Source organism: Thiomicrolovo sp. ZZH C-3, assembly GCF_054862725.1.
Map to the genome: position 1 here is coordinate 638776 of NZ_JBTKXX010000001.1, position 16637 is coordinate 655412.

Here is a 16637-nt window from a genome sequence, read left to right on the forward strand (position 1 = left end):
AGAAAAATTGTTAAGGGGGTGTTAAATGGCCGCGACATGACGACGGGTGCGTTACAATGGCGCTCATGAATGCAAAAACGAAACAGATTATTAAAATTATCCTGCTGCTTGCCGGGTCGGGTTTCTTTCTATTTCAGGGCTTCTCCCTGCTCTTTACGGAGCAGGAGGTGACACCGGAGAAGGTCGAAGCCGTTATTGGGGGCAGTTCAGAGTAACGCAGGCGGGGAACTGCATCGTCACGCAGTGCAGTGAACCGTGCTGGCGGATCAGGACGCTGCAGTCGATGCCGATGACCTCACGGTCGGGGAAGAGCGTTCTGAAAACCGCCAGCGCTTCGTCGTCATGGGGGTCGTTGTAGACCGGGACGAGGACGGCGCCGTTGATGATGAGGAAGTTTGCGTAGGTCGCCGGCAGCCGTTCATCCTCAAAATGGATCGCTTGGGTCATCGGCAGGGGGACGAGGCGGAAAGGCTCGCCGCGGTCGTTGCGCAGTGCGCGGAGCTCCTGCTCCATCTTTTGCAGGGCCTCATAATGTTCGTCGTCGGTATCCGTGCACTTGACGTAGCAGATGGTGTCGGCGTCGCAGAAGCGGGCGAGGGTGTCGATGTGGCTGTCGGTGTCGTCCCCGGCGAGGTAGCCCGAGGTGAGCCAGAGGGTCCGTTTGACGCCCAGGATCTCGGAAAGCACGGCTTCGATCTCTGCGCGGCTTGTCAGGGCCGTGTTGCGGTTGGGGTTGAGCAGGCACGCTTCGGTGACGAGCAGTACTCCTTCGCCGTTGCTCTCGATCCCGCCCCCTTCGAGGATGAAGCGGTGCGAGGCAACCGGGGCATCGTAGCATCCGGCAATCGCAGCGGTCATGGCACTGTCCCTGGCCGCTTCGAACTTGCCGCCCCACCCGGTAAAGGTGAAGTCCTGGATCAGGCACCCTGTCTCCGTTTCGACGGTGATGCCGCTGCAGTCGCGGGCCCAGGTATCGTCGGTCTTGTACGCTGTGAAACAGCGGTTCGCGCCCGGGGCGACGTAACGCTGGACCCGGTCGATGTCGTCGCAGACGATCAGGCAGGGCTGGTAGCGGGAAACGGCCTCGGCGATACGGGCAAACGTAAGGCATGCTTCATCCAGATAGGGGGCCCAGTCGCTGGTGGCGTGGGGGAAGATCAGCTGGACGAAGGACTGGGGTTCAAACTCGGCGGGGAGACGTTTCGGCTGGGGCACTGCTGGGCTCGCTATATTCAATTTATGACATTATAATGTCGTATGGCTTTTATCACCCTAGACCGCAAAGCGTTCCACCACAATCTCAATATGATCTCCAAACAGCTCCAGAGCCGTGACAAGATCGCACTGGTCCTCAAGGACAATGCGTACGGGCACGGCTTGAAGCAGATCGCGCAGGTCGCGAGCAAGTACGGGATCACCCGGGCCGTCGTCCGTACCATTGACGAGGCGGAGCAGGTCCGGGACAAGTTCCATTACATCCTTGTCCTCGCGGATACGCCGGCCGTGCTGATGCCCGCATACTGTTTCACCATCAATGCGATGGAGCAGATCAAAAGCTTCCCCCCCGGCAGTCGGGTGGAGCTGAAGGTCGATACGGGGATGCACCGCAACGGGGTCCCGCCGCACCTGCTGCACCACGCTTTTGAAAAGATCAGCAAGAACGGCTTGAAGCTCGAAGGGGTATTGACCCACCACCGCAGCGCGGACGAAATGGGGAGCGAATACTTCTGGCAGCGCCACACCTTTGAAAGCGTCAAGCGCGAAGCCCTGATGCTGGCCAAACGCTACGGCTTCACCAAACTCCGTTTCCACTCCGCGAACTCCGCCGCGACCTTTAGAAGTCATGAAGGGCATGATGACATGGTGCGCGTCGGGATTGCGGCGTACGGCTGTCTGGAGATGCCCGAGGGGCTGCCGCAGCCGGACCTGCTCCCCATCCTTTCGCTCTGGGGCGAAAAGCTCTCCCAGCGTCGGCTCAACCAGGGCGAACGCGTCGGGTACGGCGGCTGTTTCAGCGCCGATCACCAGCTGCAGATCAGCAATTACGATGTGGGGTATGCCGACGGGCTGCTGCGCACGGCCTCGAACCGCTACAGTGCGCCCGGCGGCGAAAGGATGCTGGGGCGCGTCTCCATGGACAACTGCAGCTTTTCCGGCGAGGCGGAGGAGCTGCTCATCTTCAATGACGCCCGCAGCTACGCGGCCGCGGCCGGGACCATCTCGTATGAGGTCCTTGTCGGCCTGGATCCCCGTCTGCCGCGCAAAATTATCGAGTAGGACTCACCGGGACATCTACCCGGTGACTTTGATCACCGCTTCGGCGAACACGACGCCGTCAATCCCCTCGAACGCCATCGCCTCGATCTGCGTCTCCTCCTCAATATAGGTCAATACTTTTGCATCGAAGAGGTAGGTCTCGGCGACCTTCTGTACCGAAGGGGCCAGGGCGGTGTCGACGAGGATAAAACGGGCGCCGCTGTTCTCGGCAAAGAGCGCCGCTTTCACGGAGCCGGCCTCGAGGGCGAAGGGGATGTCGTTCGCGCTGCAGTAGGCGATGAGGTCAAGGTTCGCCGCGCCCCACGCGAAAAGCACCGTACTGCCCGCCGGGGTCGCCGCGATCGCTTCGGGGCCGTCGATGTGGTAGAAGGATTCCGAGGCGAGGTGCGGGTGACCGAAGATCAGCATCTCAGGCGCCCTCCATGCAGCTTTTTGAACAGTAGTATTTCCCCTCTTTGATAAAGGCTTCCTTGACGCTGACGAAGACGCCGCAGGCTTCGCACGGCACCATCGTGTCGTCGTCACTCTTTTTCGAAGGGGTGTCGGATTTCGGCTGCTTAGCGACCGGTGTACTTTTTTTAAAGAAGATGAAATAGACGGCGGCGATAACGCCGAGGACAAGCAGAAGTTTCAAGAGCATGCGGTCTCCTTGGGAGGGTTGATAAGAAGGTAGTGGCGTTCTTCGGTCTCGATAATGCGGTAGGACAGATCCTCCGGCACTTCGTTGTAGACGTTCTCGCCTTTGTAAAAGAGCAGCATCGTCTCCGCGTCCCGGTAGGGGGCGCTGAGGTTCAGGAGCATCCCGGTATCGGTGACGGCCCGGGAGGTGATGAGGTCGAAACGCTGATCCTCCAGTGCCTCGACGCGGCAGTTTTCCACGGTGACGTTCTCCAGTTTCAGCGTCGCTTTGACGAACTGCAGGAATCCGGCCCGCTTCTGCAGCGGCTCGACCAGGGTCCAGTGGGTCTGCGGCTGTGCCATGGCGAGGATCAGCCCGGGGAAGCCCGCGCCGGTTCCGATATCCATAGCCGTCGCGACCGGCGGCAGGAAGATAACGGGATAGACGGCGTCGTGGAGGTAGTAGTCGATCGTTGCCGCATCTTTGTAGCCGCTGAGGTTATGGACCTTGTTCCACTGCAGGAGCAGCTCGCGGTAGCGCGTGACGCGCTCGAAGAAGATGTCGTCGAGTGTGATGCCCTCGTGCAGGAGGGTCGATTTAAGATCCATGAAACGCCTGTTTTTTGCCGCTATTATAGCGAAACGCCCCGTAGCGGATTCAAGGCACGGGGGGCAGCCGTCAGCGTACCGGGACGAAGACGGAGCCCTTCACGGGGCGTTCTTGCGTTTCGGGTGCCTTGGAGGGAGCGATCTCCTTGGACGGTTCGGTGCCCTTGGCGGCCGGCGGCGGCGTGGAGAGGGTACGCTGCAGCGGTGCCGTGCCGCCGCGGCCGGCGCAGTTTCCGGTGAGGTTGACGGTCAGCTCGTAACGCTGCTGCTCGCTGCTTTTGCCGCGGGAGTTCAGCGTCAGTGAGAGGCGGTTCGTCCCGGGGACAAGGTCGACGGTCTCGGTCACTTTCCGGGAGGTGCCTGCGGCAAGCCCGTTCATCCGCTGTTCCGCTGCCCGGCCCTTGAGGTTCCGGTTCTCCCAGCGGCGGTAGTAGGCGCCGCTGCTGCCCTCCCCGCGGTTTTGGAGGGTGTATTCGACCCGGAAGCGGCAGGTTCCGTTGGCCCGGGAAAGCGCATGCTCGGCGCCGAGCGTCACGCTCCGACCCCAGTAGGCCCGCGTACCGGCGATCGTCAGCTGTTTTCCTCCCTCGATCCTGACCGCTTTCGTCAGTTGGGCACCGGCGCTAACCTTTGCAAAGGCCTTGGCGCCGCTTTTGGGCTGCTGTCCCGCAGGAAGCGTCCCGCTCATCGGCTGGGTCGGTGCGCTCTGCGGTTGTGTGCTGCCGGCCAGTTTCTGGCGGGAAAAGACCTGTTTGGACGTCGCCGGCGAGGTGACGGCCTGCATGACCTTCTGGTTGAACCCCGGTTTGGTGATGGGGTCGATCTTGCCGTCGATGACGTTGGCGTCGACCGTCAGCCGCTCTTTTTTGAGGGCGTCTTTGAGCTTGGAGGCCATGTCGTGGAAGATGACGGGGTGATCCTGCCCGTCGATGGCATCGGGGAAGGCCATGTAGGAGGCGACGGTAAAGCCCCCGAAACCGTAATCGCCGTCATCCTCTTTGAGGATATCGAGGTCCTGGGCCGAGCCCGTCCCCACGACCAGCGGGTCGCGCTGGGGATCGATCACCCCGACGAAGACGGCCTGGTTCGCATATTTTGTATTGATTGCGTCGACGGCGGCCTTGACCTTCTCGGCGAGGGCCAGGTATTCGGCATCGATCTGCATCGATTTCTGGAGAGGCTGCTGCGGCAGATCGGCGTATTTTTGGTAGAAACGGTCGAAATAGAAGGCGTGCGAAGGGCGGTAACAGGGGAATGCCAGCGGGGCGTTCAGGATGGTGTCCATTCCTGTGACGGCTGCCGTGGTGCTTTTGCCGAAGCTTTTCGCCGTGACGCCCTTGGAGGCCGTGAGCTGGAGCTTGGGCCCGTAATAGCTGCTCCCCTTTTTCTTGAACTCCCCGAGGATCTCCTCTTTCACGGCGGCGGCCGCTTTGACACTTAGGCGGCAGCGCTCCTGCATCCCGAAGGGGGTCAGCAGTTTCAGGCAGCGCCGGTAGTTGTCCACGCTGCCGCATCCAAGATTGTCACCCGCGCTGAAGCAGTACCCTTTCTGGACAATGTACTGGCGGGCGTTTTGACCGAAGACCTCCTTGTTCAGATCAAAGAACTCCCGGCAGAGGTCGTTGTTGGTTTTGATGCCGAAGGTCGCGCCGCTGCCCGCTACAGGGAAGCCGGAGAGCCAGCGGTCGACATGGGCATACCCGAAATCGTTGCGGAACTGGCTGACGCAGCGCTCCTGGATCGCCCGGCGTTCGTTCCACGCCGCGGGGCTTTTTTCGTAATCTTGCAGCATCAGCAGGGACATGAAGTTGAGGTTGTTCGGGTTGGTATAGGTGATCATGGTGCCGCGGCGCTCGGTATCGACCCGTTTGCGGATGTCGTCGCCCCACTGGGTGTCGACGTTGTTTTGGTAGATCTTGGCGGCTTCGGCGATGCTTTGGGGGTTGAAGAAGCTGCCGATAAGCATGGGAGCGTAGCCGCCGGGAAGGATCGGGTCGGGTTGGTGCAGGGCGTCTTTCTCGATTTTTTGCAGCAGCTGGGTGAAGGCGTTGGCGTCGGTGGATTCCCGGGCGGTTACCCCGGCGGCGATCTGGGGATGGTACATCAATTGGTAGACGATAACGAAGTCGGGCGTATCGGGTTCGTCACACCCCCCGAAGGCCTTGGCCACGCTGCAGTAGGCCCCTGAAAGCGTCTCAAGGACGGCGCCGCCGAGGTCTTTGGCCCATTCGTAGACCGCCGAGGCGGCATCGAGCATCCCTTCGGCCAGGGCGTAGAGCTCTTCGAGGAGCTGGCAGACGTCGACGCCCCCGGTGAGCACCTGGGAGACGATACAGATCGCCGTCGTGCCCAGGTGGGAGATGACTCCCTGGAAATCGCCGTTCTTGAAGGCAGCGTAGAGATCCAGAAAGTCCCAGAACCAGCTGGGAGTGCCTTGCCCGGTGAGGGTCTGGCCGATCGGGTCGTTTTCATGCTCCTCGACGCACAGCAGGACGTCTTTGCCGTCACTGATGCATTCGAACAGCCCTTTGGAGAGCCTGAGCGTTTCACCGTTGAGCCCCTGCGAAGCGTAGGGGTTGGCGGGGCCCATCTGGTCGAGTACCCAGGCAATATCGTCGATCGTGTCCGCCTGCAGCGGCGTCGCCGGTATGAGGGCGAGGAAAAAGAGGGTGAGCAGCTGCAGCAGACGATGTTTCAGGCGTGCTACCGGTTTCATTTCCGGCCCCCTTTGTACTCGCGCGCGGCGTTGTCACGCAGGGAGGCGGACTGTTCGAGGTAGCTTTTGAGCTCCCCGACCGTGATCCGCTTGCCGCCGGGGGATTGCAGCACGGTATCGTCGGGTTTTTGGAGGATGCCGCGCCAGTAGGCTTTGTCGTTGGATGCGGTGACATTCACTGCCTTCCCCTGCGGCAGCGAACGTTTGGCCGGTGCCGCGCTGGAGCGTCTGATCCGCTGCTCGGCCAGCCCGTAGGCCATCTTCAGTACCTTCGCCGTGACGAGCTTGCCCGAGGGGAGGCGTACGGTGTCATCGTCGGGAAGCCGCAGCGCATTGGTGAGGTCTGCCCGGGTGGTAATGGCGGTTTTGACGTTGCGCGCATCGGGCTTGCGGCGCAGCGCGGCCGCGGCCGGCGATGCTTTGGCGGCACGGAGCTTGTGCTGGAAGCTCTGAAGGCGCCGCAGATCCTCGACGCTGATACTGCGGCCCGATTGGAAAACGACACGCTCCGCGGGCGCAGCGCTCATAAGGTCGGCCATGGTGAGCCCGGGCTTGTAGGCAATGGATTTCGCCGCGCTGCTTTGTGCGGCGGGGGCGGTACTCTGGGCGGCGGAAGCCGGCAGCAGTGCGGCGGCGGCGAGCCATCCGGCCAGCACGCAGCGGGAAAGGGGGGAGAACAGCCGCTGCTTCCGAAGCGGTGCGGAAGAGGAAGAACCTGTCATAGTATGCTCCTTGTATAGGGTTGCTGATGCGGCCCGCGGTCAGTTTCGCAGCAGCGTGAAGGTACGCGATGCGCTTTTGGCGACGGCGTTCCCTTCGCTGTCATACCCGGTGACCCGCCAGAAGTAACGTTTTCCTGTTTCGAAGCGGGTCTTGACGGCGTAAGGCGGCAGGGTGTACTCCCCGACGGTCGTATAGGCAGAGAAAAGCGCTTCTCTTGCCCCGAACGCGAAGAACTCGACGAGATAGCTGGCGACCTTGTCGCTGGTCGCCCACCGGTAGGCGGGGGCCTGGAGGAAAAGCGCGGCATTCTCCTCCGGACTTTTCAGGAGCAGGGGGATCAGGGGTGCTTTGGGGGCGTGGCCGACGAGGTAAAACATATAGGGGGCGGCGAAGGCCGGAACGGGGGAGGTGACGACGAATTCGACACGGTGGCTGCCGGGGTTGAAGGTCGGCAGCGACTGCACCTCCGAAAATTTCACAATGACGCTTTCACGGCCCGAAAGGGCCCGGCTGACCGGGGGGTAGGGGCGGCCGTCCACCTGCCAGTAACCGCGGAGCAGTCCGCTGCCGCTGAAGGTGATTTTCGCGTAGGCGTTGAGGCGGTCGTTCATGGCGACCGAAGCGCGCGGCGTATGGTCGTCGAAGAAGAGCTCGATACGGTTGAGGGCGAAATCGCTGGCGGCCTGCGTTGTGATGTCCACGCGCAGGTCGGCGTTGTCCGTGACGGTCGTCGACGTACAGGTGACGGTGAACGCCCGGCGGAAGATGAGCTGGCGGGCACCGTTCTGCCGGGCGAGGTTGACGATCGCGGGGGTGACGCGTACACTTTCGGCCGCCGTCGCGCTGCCGTTGGTGAGGGCGACGGAGAGCGATCCGGGGATAGTCGTCAGCAGCGTCAGGTCCAGGGGATGGAGCACTTCGATGGCGCCGGAAACGGCCTGGGAACAGGTTGCCGGTTCGCTGAAGAGGTAGCGCACGCTCTGTGAAACGGTGCGGTTGTAGGGGACTTTCACCGCGGCGGGCGATACCGCGACCGCCGCCATCAGCGTCGTGAAGGGTGACAGCAGTATCACAAAGGCTGCTGCAAGGAGGGTGCTTTTCATCGATAGGCTCCTTAGAAAGCGTAGGCCAACGGCAGGTTGACAAAGAGTTGCACGGTATAGACTTCCGAGGCAGCGGTGGTGTTGAGGTCGTCGCTTTTGCGGTAATCGGCCTTGATGCCTGCAGAGGGCGACTGCATCCACGGCAGCGGCACGGCAAACTGGTACTCCAGGCGGGCCGAAGCGTTGTAGCTTGTCGCATCGTCCATGGCCTGTTCGTCGTAGACTTTCCGTTGAGCGCTACCGTTGAACGCGTACCGGAACCGTTCGCCGTCGAGCGTGCCGGAGAGGAAGAGGTTCAGTGCATAGGTGTCCGAGCTTGTCATCCCCGTTTCGCGCAGATAGCTCAACGTCGGCGATACCGTGCTGAGGAAGGGGCTTCCCGGCGAATAGGCGGGGGAGAAGGCGCTGTCGAAGGATTCGGCGTCACCCGCGGCGCTGAAGCGGTCGTCGTGGATACTGTAGCGCAGGCTCAGAAGATGGGTCCAGGCACCGGCCATATATTGGAGCGTACCGCCGAGGTCGTCCTGGTCCGATCCGATCGCGTCGCTGCCGGCGGGCAGCGATTCGCCGTGCTGCATCGTCCGGGCGTAATTGAGGGCGGCGTACCATTGCGGCAGCCCGAAATAGGCATAGTTCACGCTTCCCGTTTCGGTATAGACCGTCGGCAGCAGAGGATCGTCGTCGGTATTGTCCCGCAGCTGCGAGAGTGCGACATTGAGCGACTGGTTCTCTCCGAAAAGTCCGGCGTCGGCACCGAAGCCCTGCTGGTCATTGACAAAGGCCTCATTCCCGATGGGGGTGTATTCCGCCCCGATCCTGGTGTGATAGAGGTGATACTGCAATGCGCCGTAGGCGCCGCCCAGCCCGATTTTGAGGGCATTGTCCGTCGCCGCATCCACCGTGTCGGCCGTATCGCTGTCGAATTCCGCCCGATCCCATTCGACCTGCACCGCGAGGAGCGCTTCGATGAGGTCCGCTTCGGCATAGACCCCGAAAACGTTCCCCTCCTGCGCGACCGGTTCCGCCCCGATCCCGATGCCGGTGTTGTTCGTTCCCCCGCGGGCGTAGACCAGTTTGAGACGGGCCCGGCCGGAAAAGAACGAAGAGGCCAGCGACGCGCCGTAGATGTTCTTCGCATCGTCCACGCCTGCGCCTACCCCTTTGTCGAAACTGTAGGCCGTATCCCCCAGGACGCTGAAGGTGTTGAGGGTGACGCCTTCGTACTGCAGGTTGAACTGCATCCCCCGCCGGCTCAGCTGGGAGAGGGTCATCTCCGTTTCATAGATGCTGACGTCGCCGATCTCGAGCGCCGCCCCTAAAGAGTCCCCGGAATATTGCGAACGGAAAAGGAAATCGTTCAGCACGACTTTCTCACGCTGTTCGGGGTAGCGGTCGGGGTCGGCGTACTGGAGATGGGAGGTAAAGAGGGTGTCCCAGTGTTCGGTTTCGGCGCGGGCATTGATCCCCAGGGCGGTGTCGATCGTGGAAGGCGAACCCTCGTCGGGGTTCCGGGCCACGGCATAGGCGTACTCCCCGGCCAGGGTGACGTCCGTCTGAAGCGTCTTGTAGCGTTCATCGTGGCGGGTTTCAAAGGCGAAGGCGCTCGCGTCGGTGCCGATGACGATTTCCAGGTTGTGCCGGCCTGAGGGCAGCACGGTCGGCGGCCGGTAGGCAAAGCCGGCGGCGTCCCACTCCAGCAACGCGGTGATATCGATGCCGTCGAGCATGACAAGGACCTCGTCGCGGACAAAATCACCTTCCAGCGTACATTCGAGCGTCGGCCTTTTATCGATGATGACGCTGCCGGAAAGGGGAGAAGGGGTCGAGAGGTTGAGAATGGCGGGGGGCTGGGCATGGGCCTGCAGGCCCATAAAGAGCAGCCCGGCGATACAAGGGAGTTGCAACAGGCTGAAGTGCGGTCGTTGCATGGTTTGGCCCTCCGTCTTGAATGGGTGCGAAAACGCGACACCGGCCCGGCGGGAAACCCTCCGAACACAGCGTGTAATCAAAGCTATATTAACATGAAAATCGTGAGTCTGCAATAACAGTTGTCGTTTTTGGTGATGCCGTTGCAAGGGGCGGTTCGAAGGGGGGCAGACGGGAACGCGTCCCGCCGAAGGCGTGATTACAGGAGGTGCCCCATCTGATCTTTCTTGACCTGCAGGTACTCTTCGTTGTGCTCGTTGGGGTCGATGATGATCGGCAGGCGCTCAACGATCTCGATCCCCTCGAGGGCATTGATCTTCTGCGGGTTGTTGGTCAGCAGGCGGATCTTTTTGATGCCGTAGTGGGCCAGGATGAACTGGACCATCTCGTAGGTGCGTTCGTCGGCGGCGAAGCCCAGCTGGTGGTTGGCGGCGACGGTGTCGAACCCTTTGTCCTGCAGGGCGTAGGCGTTGATCTTGTTGAGCAGGCCGATGTTACGCCCCTCCTGTCGGAGGTAGATGACGATGCCGCCCTCTTTTTCGATCAGATTAAGGGCGAAGGCGAGCTGGTCGCCGCAGTCGCACTTGAGACTGCCCAGGGCGTCGCCGGTGAGGCACTCGGAGTGGACCCGTACGACCGGGGTGTCGCCAAAGGGCTCGCGCAGGATCGCCAGGTGCTCTTTATGGCCCTGCTTGAAGGCCTGGACTTTAAACTTCCCGAAACGGGAGGGGAGGTTGGCAACATCAGAAATTTTTATATTTTGAAGCAAAAACAGTTCTTTAACGATGGAATTGTTACAATGCGATTATAGCAAAATTGTCAAGGGTAAACATGTTCCAACGTTTCCGCCGTAACCGGCTCAATTCCCATCTGCGTGCTCTGGTACGCGAATACCATGTCCGTGCGGACGATTTCATCTATCCTCTTTTCGTGCGTTCGGGCGAAGGGATCAAGACGGAAGTCGCCTCGATGCCGGGCGTTTTCCAGATGAGCATCGACGAAGCCATCCGGGAGTGTGAAACGCTCAAGGCGCTGGGGATCTACTCTATCATCCTCTTCGGCATCCCCGACGTCAAGGACTCCGTGGGCTCCGATGCGCTGGATGAGAACGGCATCATTGCCACGGCCGTCAAGGCGATCAAGCGGGCCCACCCCGAGATGTTCGTCGTCACGGACCTCTGCTTCTGCGAATACACCGATCACGGTCACTGCGGGATCATCGACCATGTCCACGAGACCGTCGATAACGATGCGACGCTTGCGATCTCCGGCCAGCAGGCGATCATCCATGCCGAGGCGGGCGCGGATATGATCGCGCCTTCGGGGATGATGGACGGGATCATCGAGACCCTGCGCACGGCGCTGGACGGCAACGGGTACGAGAATCTGCCGGTCATGAGCTACTCGACGAAGTTCGCCAGCGGCTACTACGGCCCCTTCCGCGACGTCGCCGAATCAACGCCTTCTTTCGGTGACCGCGCCACGTATCAGATGGACCCGGCCAACCGCCGCGAGGCGATCGCGGAGAGCATCGCCGACGAGATGCAGGGGGCGGACATTTTAATGGTCAAACCGGCCCTGGCCTACCTCGATATCATCCGCGACATCCGCGAAGCGACCTCCCTGCCGCTCGCGGTCTACAACGTCAGCGGCGAATACGCCATGCTCAAACACGCCGGGCAAGCCGGCTTGATCGACTACGAACGGGTCATGATGGAGACGATGCTCGGCTTCAAACGCGCCGGCGCGGACATCATTATCAGCTATCACGCCAAAGAGGTGGCAGGGCTGCTGTAAGCTTTTTCGCACTTTACGCTATAATGGGCGCTTTCATTCCGGGGCAACCCGTTACGCCGTGAGCAGAGAATGCGACACTTTTTAACCCTCAGAGATTACACCAAAGAGGAGATCCTCTCCATTATCGACCTCGGACTGCAGATCAAGTCCGAGTGCAAACGCCGCGAGCACAAGCCCTATCTGGACAAGCAGACGCTGGCGATGATCTTCGAGAAGAGTTCGACGCGGACCCGGGTCAGTTTCGAGACCGGGATCTATCAGCTCGGCGGGCAGGGGCTCTTCCTCTCCAACCGTGATATCCACCTCGGACGTGGCGAACCGGTCAAAGACACGGCCCGCGTTATCTCCTCCATGTGCGATATGGTGATGATCCGCACCTTCGAGCAGAGCATGCTCGAAGAGTTCGCCACTTATTCCAAAGTCCCCGTCATCAACGGCCTCACCGACAGCTACCACCCGGTGCAGCTGCTGGCCGATTATATGACGATGATCGAGCACGGCCAGGCGGAGAACCCTGTTGTCGCCTATGTCGGCGACGGCAACAACATGACTCACTCCTGGCTGATGCTTGCCGCCAAGCTCGGGTTCGAACTGCGCGTGGCAACGCCGAAAGGGTATGAAGTCGATGCGGGGATCCTGCAAGACGCCCTGGAGATGGCCAAGGCGAGCGGTGCCGTCATCAAGGTCGGGAACGACCCGGAAGAGGCGATCGCCGGTGCGACGGTCGTCACGACGGACACCTGGGCTTCCATGGGCCAGGAGGACGAAAAAGAGCAGCGCGTCCGCGACTTCGCCGGCTACATCGTTGACGAAGCGAAGATGGCGCTGGCCGACAAGGCGGCGATCTTCCTGCACTGCCTGCCCGCCTACCGGGGACAGGAAGTCAGCGAGGGGGTCCTCGAAGGTCCCCAAAGCGTCATCTTCGATGAGGCGGAGAACCGTCTGCATGCGCAAAAAGGTTTGATGGTCTGGCTCGATCGGGCACGTTAAAATCTGTTTAATTGACTTTGGCCCCTCTACGCCCTATAATAGTTTTAATCATATTTAAACTGTTAAAAAAGGGACCAAGGTTATGAAACGTTTTGCCGCGACTCTACTGACGTTTGCCGCTTTCGGCGCCTCACTGTATGCAACAGAGGCCGCCCCTGAACTCAATGCTCAATATCACGATTCGAGCAAGTGTAAATCCTGCCACGCCGCTATCGTCAACGAATGGTCCACTTCCTATCACGCCAAATCACACTACAAACATGATGAGTATCTTCGCCAATCGATGGAGTACTACGCCCGCAAGACGCGCAAACCCATCAACGCCGTAAAGGTGGAGTGTGCCGCCTGTCATAACCCCCGTGTCGCTGTCACGACGACGGATATCAACTACCAGATCGATGTCCTGATGGGACTGGATGAAGGAAGCGAGGTCAATGCCGCGGTCAGCGACAGCTCGCTCTCGGAGGGGGTCAACTGCCTCGTCTGTCACAATGTCGACAGCATCAAGCACGACCTGCCGGCGGATAAGCGGGGGGTCCACCGGATCCAGTGGAACCCGGTCGGCATCATGAGCGGTCCGATCGAGGACGCGAAGTCTCCGTACCATAAGACCCAGTACCGCGATTTCTTCGGCAAGGACCCTAAGCAGCTCTGTTTCGTCTGCCACGCCAATGACCGTTCCACGGAGAGCTTCGTCTTCGCGAACACGCAAAAAGAGTACAAAGATACGAAAAAACAGTGTGCCGACTGCCACATGAGCCCGAAAAAAGAGGGGGTCGCGTCCAACCTCCCGATCGACAACGGCAAGCCGAAGAAGCGGATGGTCCGTGAGCACGGCTTTGTCGGTGCCCATACGAACTGGCTCTGGCAGGATGCCCTGGGGATTGAAGCGAAAAAGAGCGGCGACAGCTTTATCGTGACCCTCACCAATGAGAATCCCCACAACATCCCGACGGGCTTCGGTGCCAGAGAGCTGATCCTTGACGTTATCTACCGCAGCGGTTCCAAGGTGATTGAAACGAAGAGCATTTCGATGACCCAGCACTATACGGACAAACGGGGCAAACCGACGATCCCGCATCTGGCGGCAACCGCGACCGAGGATATGTCCGTTCCGGCACGCGGTACGAAGACGTTCAAAGTCCCGATGGTCAAAGGGACGGGGCAGGTGACGTTCGAGCTGCATTACCGTCTGGTGAATGATGAAATCAGAACACTGCTCGATCTGAAACAACCGCAGTGGAGCGAGAAGAAGTTTATCAACCGCACGACCGTACGGCTGTAACCGCGGGGCGGTGAGGCCGCTTAGCGGTTGATGAGCTTGATCATCACTTCGTCATCCGCACTCTCTTCAGGGCGGAAGAAGTGTTTCCCGCAGAACTGATCGTTGATGGTTCTGCACAGTCCCTTCGCATACAGCATCGCGGCATCCTTGGTGTCAAATGACATTTCCGAATCAATATTCCTTGCATCTTTGAAGCAGCCGCACTCTTTTTCCAGTTTTACCGTCACCATTGTTCTTTCCTTATTGTATGTTTTACAGAGATAAAACTGCGGATGCATCGGCTGTTCTACCGCGCCGTTAAAGAGACGGAATCCAGGCGTTGTTATTTGGAGAAATAGGTGGAATGAGTCGGGCGATGATAGGGTGTGATGAACGGCTCAGCCGTTCATCGCGAGGTTGATAGTCATTTCGTCTTCCGCTGTTTCGGTGACGCGGAAAACGTGTTTCTGGCAGAAGGTCTCGTTCATATCCGCACAGAGCTCCTGGGCATACAGGAGGGCATCATCTTTGCTTTCGAAGGTTTTGACCGCTTCAAAGTCCGAACGTTTGAAACAGCCGCACTCTTTTTCCATTTTAACTGTGATCATTTCTCTATCCTCAAATGAAATTCAGGAGCAGCATTCTACAGACGATGGTTTAAGGGGGAGTAAAAAATCGGAGTCAGGTCGCCCGGGGTGGGCGCGGTGTCAGTATGCGGCGCCGGTGACGCTGCGGACCTTCTCCGTGATCTCGCGGGCGGCTTCGCTGGCCTTGGCCGCACCGGCATTGAGAATATCGCGCACTTCGTCCTGGTGGGCTTCGTAGTAGGCGCGTTTTTCGCGGTAGGGGCGGAAGTGTTCCCAGATCACCTCGGCCAGGTAGAGCTTGAAGTGGCCGTGCCCTTCGCCGCCGCGCTCGTAGCGCTCCTGCAGTGCCAGGCACTCATCCTCGTCGAGGAAGAGCTTGGCGATGTTGTAGACGTTGCATCCGCGCCACTCTTTGGGTTCCTCCATCGGGACGGCTTCGGTGACGATCTTCTTGATCGTCTTGAGCTGGGCCTTCTCGTCGCCGAAGATATTGATTGTGTTGCCGTAGCTTTTACTCATCTTCTGGCCGTCGATGCCCGGGACCGTCGCAACGTTCTCGTCGACACGGAATTCGGGCAGTTTCAGGATGTCGCCGTAGGCGTTGTTGAAACGGATGGCGATGTCGCGGGCGATCTCGACATGCTGGATCTGGTCTTTGCCGACGGGGACGACGTCGACGTCGTAAAGCAGGATGTCCGCGGCCATCAGCACGGGGTAGGCGAAGAGGCTGTGGTTGGCGGAAATCCCCTTGGCAACCTTGTCTTTGTAGCTGTGGGCACGCTCGAGCAGTCCCATCGGGGTGAAGGAGGAGAGAAACCAGTAGAGCTCGAGGACCTCTTTGACGTCGCTCTGGACCCAAAAGGTCGATTTTTCCGGGTCGATGCCCAGGGCGAGGAAGTCGGTGGCGGCCTGCATTGTCAGTTCGGAGAGGCGCGCACCGTCGTGGACCGTCGTCATGGCGTGATAGTTGGCGATAAAGGCAAAAACCTCGTTCTCCGTCTGCGAATCGACCATGGCCTTGATCGAGCCGAAATAGTTGCCGATATGCAGGTCACCGGAGGGCTGGATGCCCGTAAAAACTCTCATTGTTTCTCCTCTTTTAGTCGCGGCATTATAGCGTAAGAGGTTGAAAAGGGGCGGAAAGCCCCTTGGACAGCGGAATCGTTGATATCGATTTAGATATCTTCTGTTATACTTTTTTTATCCCAAAAAAAAAGGATTTTCGATGAATACTCCTATTCGCACAAAAGATATTACCCTGACGGACAACACCCGCGACCATGTTCAAAAAGCCAAAGAACAGTTTATGAAATTCGGACTCGATATTACGACGATCAATGTACTGCTCAGCAAAGTCAAAAACGGCGTTGAAGCAGAATTCGATATCCACATTGCCCATAACACGCCGGTGGTAATCACCCAGCAGGACAATGACCTCGATGCAGCGATCGATATGGCTGTCGAGCGTGCGAATAAGGCGCTGCGCCGTCTGCATGACAAAATCAAATCCCACCGCGGCCCTGGCCTCAAAGACCTCGAGGTTCAGGAGGCCTAAGGGTCATGGATAAGCGCAAAGTGGTCTGCCCCCATTGCGGGCAGGTCAATGCCGTCCCGGTCAAAGAGACCTACGCCAAGGCCAACTGCGGCCACTGCAGACACTCCCTGCTCGATACGAAACCCATCGCCCTCGATCCAAGCGCCTTCGACAACCAGATCGCCAACAGCGACATTCCGGTCATCGTCGATTTCTGGGCACCGTGGTGCGGCCCCTGCCGCATGATGGCCCCGGCGTTCGAGGAAGCGGCTTCCTCCTTCGTGCTGAAAGCCCGTTTCGCGAAGGTCAATACGGAAGAGCAGCAGGCGTTGGCATCGCGCTTTCATATCCAGTCCATCCCCACACTGATCGTCTTCAAAGGGGGGTGGGAAGTCGACCGGGTTTCCGGTGCTCTCAGCGCCGAACAGCTCCGGCAATGGGTCGGGCGTTTTCTCTGATATAATGCTGCCCCATGAAACGGGGCACGACTTTG

19 protein-coding genes are annotated in these 16637 nt (G+C 59.7%); 7 read left to right on the plus strand and 12 right to left on the minus strand.

The genetic code is table 11. The features are described 5' to 3' along the window. Positions 1-65 precede the first annotated feature (65 nt). Positions 66-215, plus strand: a complete 150-nt coding sequence (locus tag ACXWTF_RS03270) for a hypothetical protein (protein ID WP_461713581.1) — start codon at positions 66-68, stop codon at positions 213-215. Here ACXWTF_RS03270 and ACXWTF_RS03275 read toward each other — a convergent pair. Then, positions 193-1236 carry an agmatine deiminase family protein gene (locus ACXWTF_RS03275; protein WP_461713582.1) on the minus strand — a complete coding sequence of 348 codons (1044 nt, stop codon included), beginning with the start codon at positions 1234-1236 and terminating at the stop codon, positions 193-195. The two genes, ACXWTF_RS03270 and ACXWTF_RS03275, sit on opposite strands and share 23 nt — an antisense overlap. A gap of 21 nt (positions 1237-1257) precedes the next feature. Here ACXWTF_RS03275 and ACXWTF_RS03280 point away from each other — a divergent pair, with 21 nt between their 5' ends. Beyond that, positions 1258-2277: an alanine racemase gene (locus ACXWTF_RS03280; protein ID WP_461713583.1), complete on the plus strand. Its 1020-nt coding sequence runs from the start codon at positions 1258-1260 to the stop codon at positions 2275-2277. A gap of 15 nt (positions 2278-2292) precedes the next feature. On the opposite strand, the gene ACXWTF_RS03285 is transcribed toward ACXWTF_RS03280, so the two are convergent. From ACXWTF_RS03285 to ribA, 8 genes are all read right to left on the minus strand, one after another. Then, the gene (locus ACXWTF_RS03285; protein WP_461713584.1) at positions 2293-2685 is read right to left on the minus strand and encodes a hypothetical protein; all 393 of its coding nucleotides are present in this window, start codon (positions 2683-2685) and stop codon (positions 2293-2295) included. Position 2686: 1 nt separating this feature from the next. Then, positions 2687-2917, minus strand: a complete 231-nt coding sequence (locus tag ACXWTF_RS03290) for a PP0621 family protein (protein ID WP_461713585.1) — start codon at positions 2915-2917, stop codon at positions 2687-2689. After that, positions 2908-3504, minus strand: a complete 597-nt coding sequence (rsmG, locus tag ACXWTF_RS03295; RefSeq protein ID WP_461713586.1) for a 16S rRNA (guanine(527)-N(7))-methyltransferase RsmG — start codon at positions 3502-3504, stop codon at positions 2908-2910. The genes ACXWTF_RS03290 and rsmG overlap by 10 nt, the downstream gene beginning before the upstream one ends. A gap of 70 nt (positions 3505-3574) precedes the next feature. Further along, on the minus strand, positions 3575-6220 hold the full coding sequence (locus ACXWTF_RS03300) for a hypothetical protein (protein ID WP_461713587.1): 2646 nt from the start codon (positions 6218-6220) through the stop codon (positions 3575-3577). Beyond that, entirely contained in the window at positions 6217-6942 is a 726-nt protein-coding gene (locus ACXWTF_RS03305) for a hypothetical protein (protein WP_461713588.1), read from the minus strand. The genes ACXWTF_RS03300 and ACXWTF_RS03305 overlap by 4 nt, the downstream gene beginning before the upstream one ends. 39 nt (positions 6943-6981) lie before the next feature. Further along, the gene (locus ACXWTF_RS03310) at positions 6982-8046 is read right to left on the minus strand and encodes a hypothetical protein (RefSeq protein WP_461713589.1); all 1065 of its coding nucleotides are present in this window, start codon (positions 8044-8046) and stop codon (positions 6982-6984) included. 11 nt (positions 8047-8057) lie between these two features. Then, positions 8058-9974, minus strand: coding sequence for a hypothetical protein (locus ACXWTF_RS03315; RefSeq protein WP_461713590.1), 1917 nt, complete (start codon positions 9972-9974; stop codon positions 8058-8060). Between the two features lie 197 nt (positions 9975-10171). Then, positions 10172-10741: a GTP cyclohydrolase II gene (ribA, locus tag ACXWTF_RS03320; RefSeq protein ID WP_461713591.1), complete on the minus strand. Its 570-nt coding sequence runs from the start codon at positions 10739-10741 to the stop codon at positions 10172-10174. A gap of 62 nt (positions 10742-10803) precedes the next feature. Here ribA and hemB point away from each other — a divergent pair, with 62 nt between their 5' ends. The 3 genes from hemB to ACXWTF_RS03335 all read left to right on the plus strand — a co-directional run bounded on the left by hemB (position 10804) and on the right by ACXWTF_RS03335 (position 14044). Beyond that, on the plus strand, positions 10804-11769 hold the full coding sequence (gene hemB, locus ACXWTF_RS03325) for a porphobilinogen synthase (RefSeq protein WP_461713592.1): 966 nt from the start codon (positions 10804-10806) through the stop codon (positions 11767-11769). A 69-nt stretch (positions 11770-11838) separates the two neighbouring features. Beyond that, the gene (gene argF, locus ACXWTF_RS03330) at positions 11839-12759 is read left to right on the plus strand and encodes an ornithine carbamoyltransferase (RefSeq protein ID WP_461713593.1); all 921 of its coding nucleotides are present in this window, start codon (positions 11839-11841) and stop codon (positions 12757-12759) included. An 82-nt stretch (positions 12760-12841) separates the two neighbouring features. Continuing rightward, positions 12842-14044, plus strand: a complete 1203-nt coding sequence (locus ACXWTF_RS03335; protein WP_461713594.1) for a multiheme c-type cytochrome — start codon at positions 12842-12844, stop codon at positions 14042-14044. Positions 14045-14064: 20 nt separating this feature from the next. On the opposite strand, the gene ACXWTF_RS03340 is transcribed toward ACXWTF_RS03335, so the two are convergent. The 3 genes from ACXWTF_RS03340 to trpS form a co-directional block, all read right to left on the minus strand. After that, entirely contained in the window at positions 14065-14274 is a 210-nt protein-coding gene (locus ACXWTF_RS03340) for a hypothetical protein (protein ID WP_461713595.1), read from the minus strand. A gap of 147 nt (positions 14275-14421) precedes the next feature. After that, complete coding sequence (locus ACXWTF_RS03345) at positions 14422-14631, minus strand: hypothetical protein (RefSeq protein ID WP_461713596.1); 210 nt, start codon at positions 14629-14631, stop codon at positions 14422-14424. Positions 14632-14730: 99 nt separating this feature from the next. Continuing rightward, positions 14731-15696: a tryptophan--tRNA ligase gene (gene trpS, locus ACXWTF_RS03350; protein ID WP_461713597.1), complete on the minus strand. Its 966-nt coding sequence runs from the start codon at positions 15694-15696 to the stop codon at positions 14731-14733. Between the two features lie 139 nt (positions 15697-15835). On the opposite strand from trpS, the gene hpf reads away from it, so the two are divergent. Beyond that, complete coding sequence (hpf, locus tag ACXWTF_RS03355) at positions 15836-16165, plus strand: ribosome hibernation-promoting factor, HPF/YfiA family (RefSeq protein ID WP_461713598.1); 330 nt, start codon at positions 15836-15838, stop codon at positions 16163-16165. Positions 16166-16170: 5 nt separating this feature from the next. Then, complete coding sequence (trxC, locus tag ACXWTF_RS03360; protein WP_461713599.1) at positions 16171-16602, plus strand: thioredoxin TrxC; 432 nt, start codon at positions 16171-16173, stop codon at positions 16600-16602. Positions 16603-16637 lie beyond the last annotated feature (35 nt).

Excerpts from the sequence above, each read along its gene's own strand:
- ACXWTF_RS03270 (WP_461713581.1), top strand. The coding sequence starts at position 66 with ATGAATGCAAAAACGAAACAGATTATTAAAATTATCCTGCTGCTTGCC.
- ACXWTF_RS03280 (WP_461713583.1), top strand. The coding sequence starts at position 1,258 with ATGGCTTTTATCACCCTAGACCGCAAAGCGTTCCACCACAATCTCAAT.
- ACXWTF_RS03285 (WP_461713584.1), bottom strand. The coding sequence starts at position 2,685 with ATGCTGATCTTCGGTCACCCGCACCTCGCCTCGGAATCCTTCTACCAC.
- ACXWTF_RS03290 (WP_461713585.1), bottom strand. The coding sequence starts at position 2,917 with ATGCTCTTGAAACTTCTGCTTGTCCTCGGCGTTATCGCCGCCGTCTAT.
- rsmG (WP_461713586.1), bottom strand. The coding sequence starts at position 3,504 with ATGGATCTTAAATCGACCCTCCTGCACGAGGGCATCACACTCGACGAC.
- ACXWTF_RS03300 (WP_461713587.1), bottom strand. The coding sequence starts at position 6,220 with ATGAAACCGGTAGCACGCCTGAAACATCGTCTGCTGCAGCTGCTCACC.
- ACXWTF_RS03305 (WP_461713588.1), bottom strand. The coding sequence starts at position 6,942 with ATGACAGGTTCTTCCTCTTCCGCACCGCTTCGGAAGCAGCGGCTGTTC.
- ACXWTF_RS03310 (WP_461713589.1), bottom strand. The coding sequence starts at position 8,046 with ATGAAAAGCACCCTCCTTGCAGCAGCCTTTGTGATACTGCTGTCACCC.
- ACXWTF_RS03315 (WP_461713590.1), bottom strand. The coding sequence starts at position 9,974 with ATGCAACGACCGCACTTCAGCCTGTTGCAACTCCCTTGTATCGCCGGG.
- hemB (WP_461713592.1), top strand. The coding sequence starts at position 10,804 with ATGTTCCAACGTTTCCGCCGTAACCGGCTCAATTCCCATCTGCGTGCT.
- argF (WP_461713593.1), top strand. The coding sequence starts at position 11,839 with ATGCGACACTTTTTAACCCTCAGAGATTACACCAAAGAGGAGATCCTC.
- ACXWTF_RS03335 (WP_461713594.1), top strand. The coding sequence starts at position 12,842 with ATGAAACGTTTTGCCGCGACTCTACTGACGTTTGCCGCTTTCGGCGCC.
- ACXWTF_RS03340 (WP_461713595.1), bottom strand. The coding sequence starts at position 14,274 with ATGGTGACGGTAAAACTGGAAAAAGAGTGCGGCTGCTTCAAAGATGCA.
- ACXWTF_RS03345 (WP_461713596.1), bottom strand. The coding sequence starts at position 14,631 with ATGATCACAGTTAAAATGGAAAAAGAGTGCGGCTGTTTCAAACGTTCG.
- trpS (WP_461713597.1), bottom strand. The coding sequence starts at position 15,696 with ATGAGAGTTTTTACGGGCATCCAGCCCTCCGGTGACCTGCATATCGGC.
- hpf (WP_461713598.1), top strand. The coding sequence starts at position 15,836 with ATGAATACTCCTATTCGCACAAAAGATATTACCCTGACGGACAACACC.
- trxC (WP_461713599.1), top strand. The coding sequence starts at position 16,171 with ATGGATAAGCGCAAAGTGGTCTGCCCCCATTGCGGGCAGGTCAATGCC.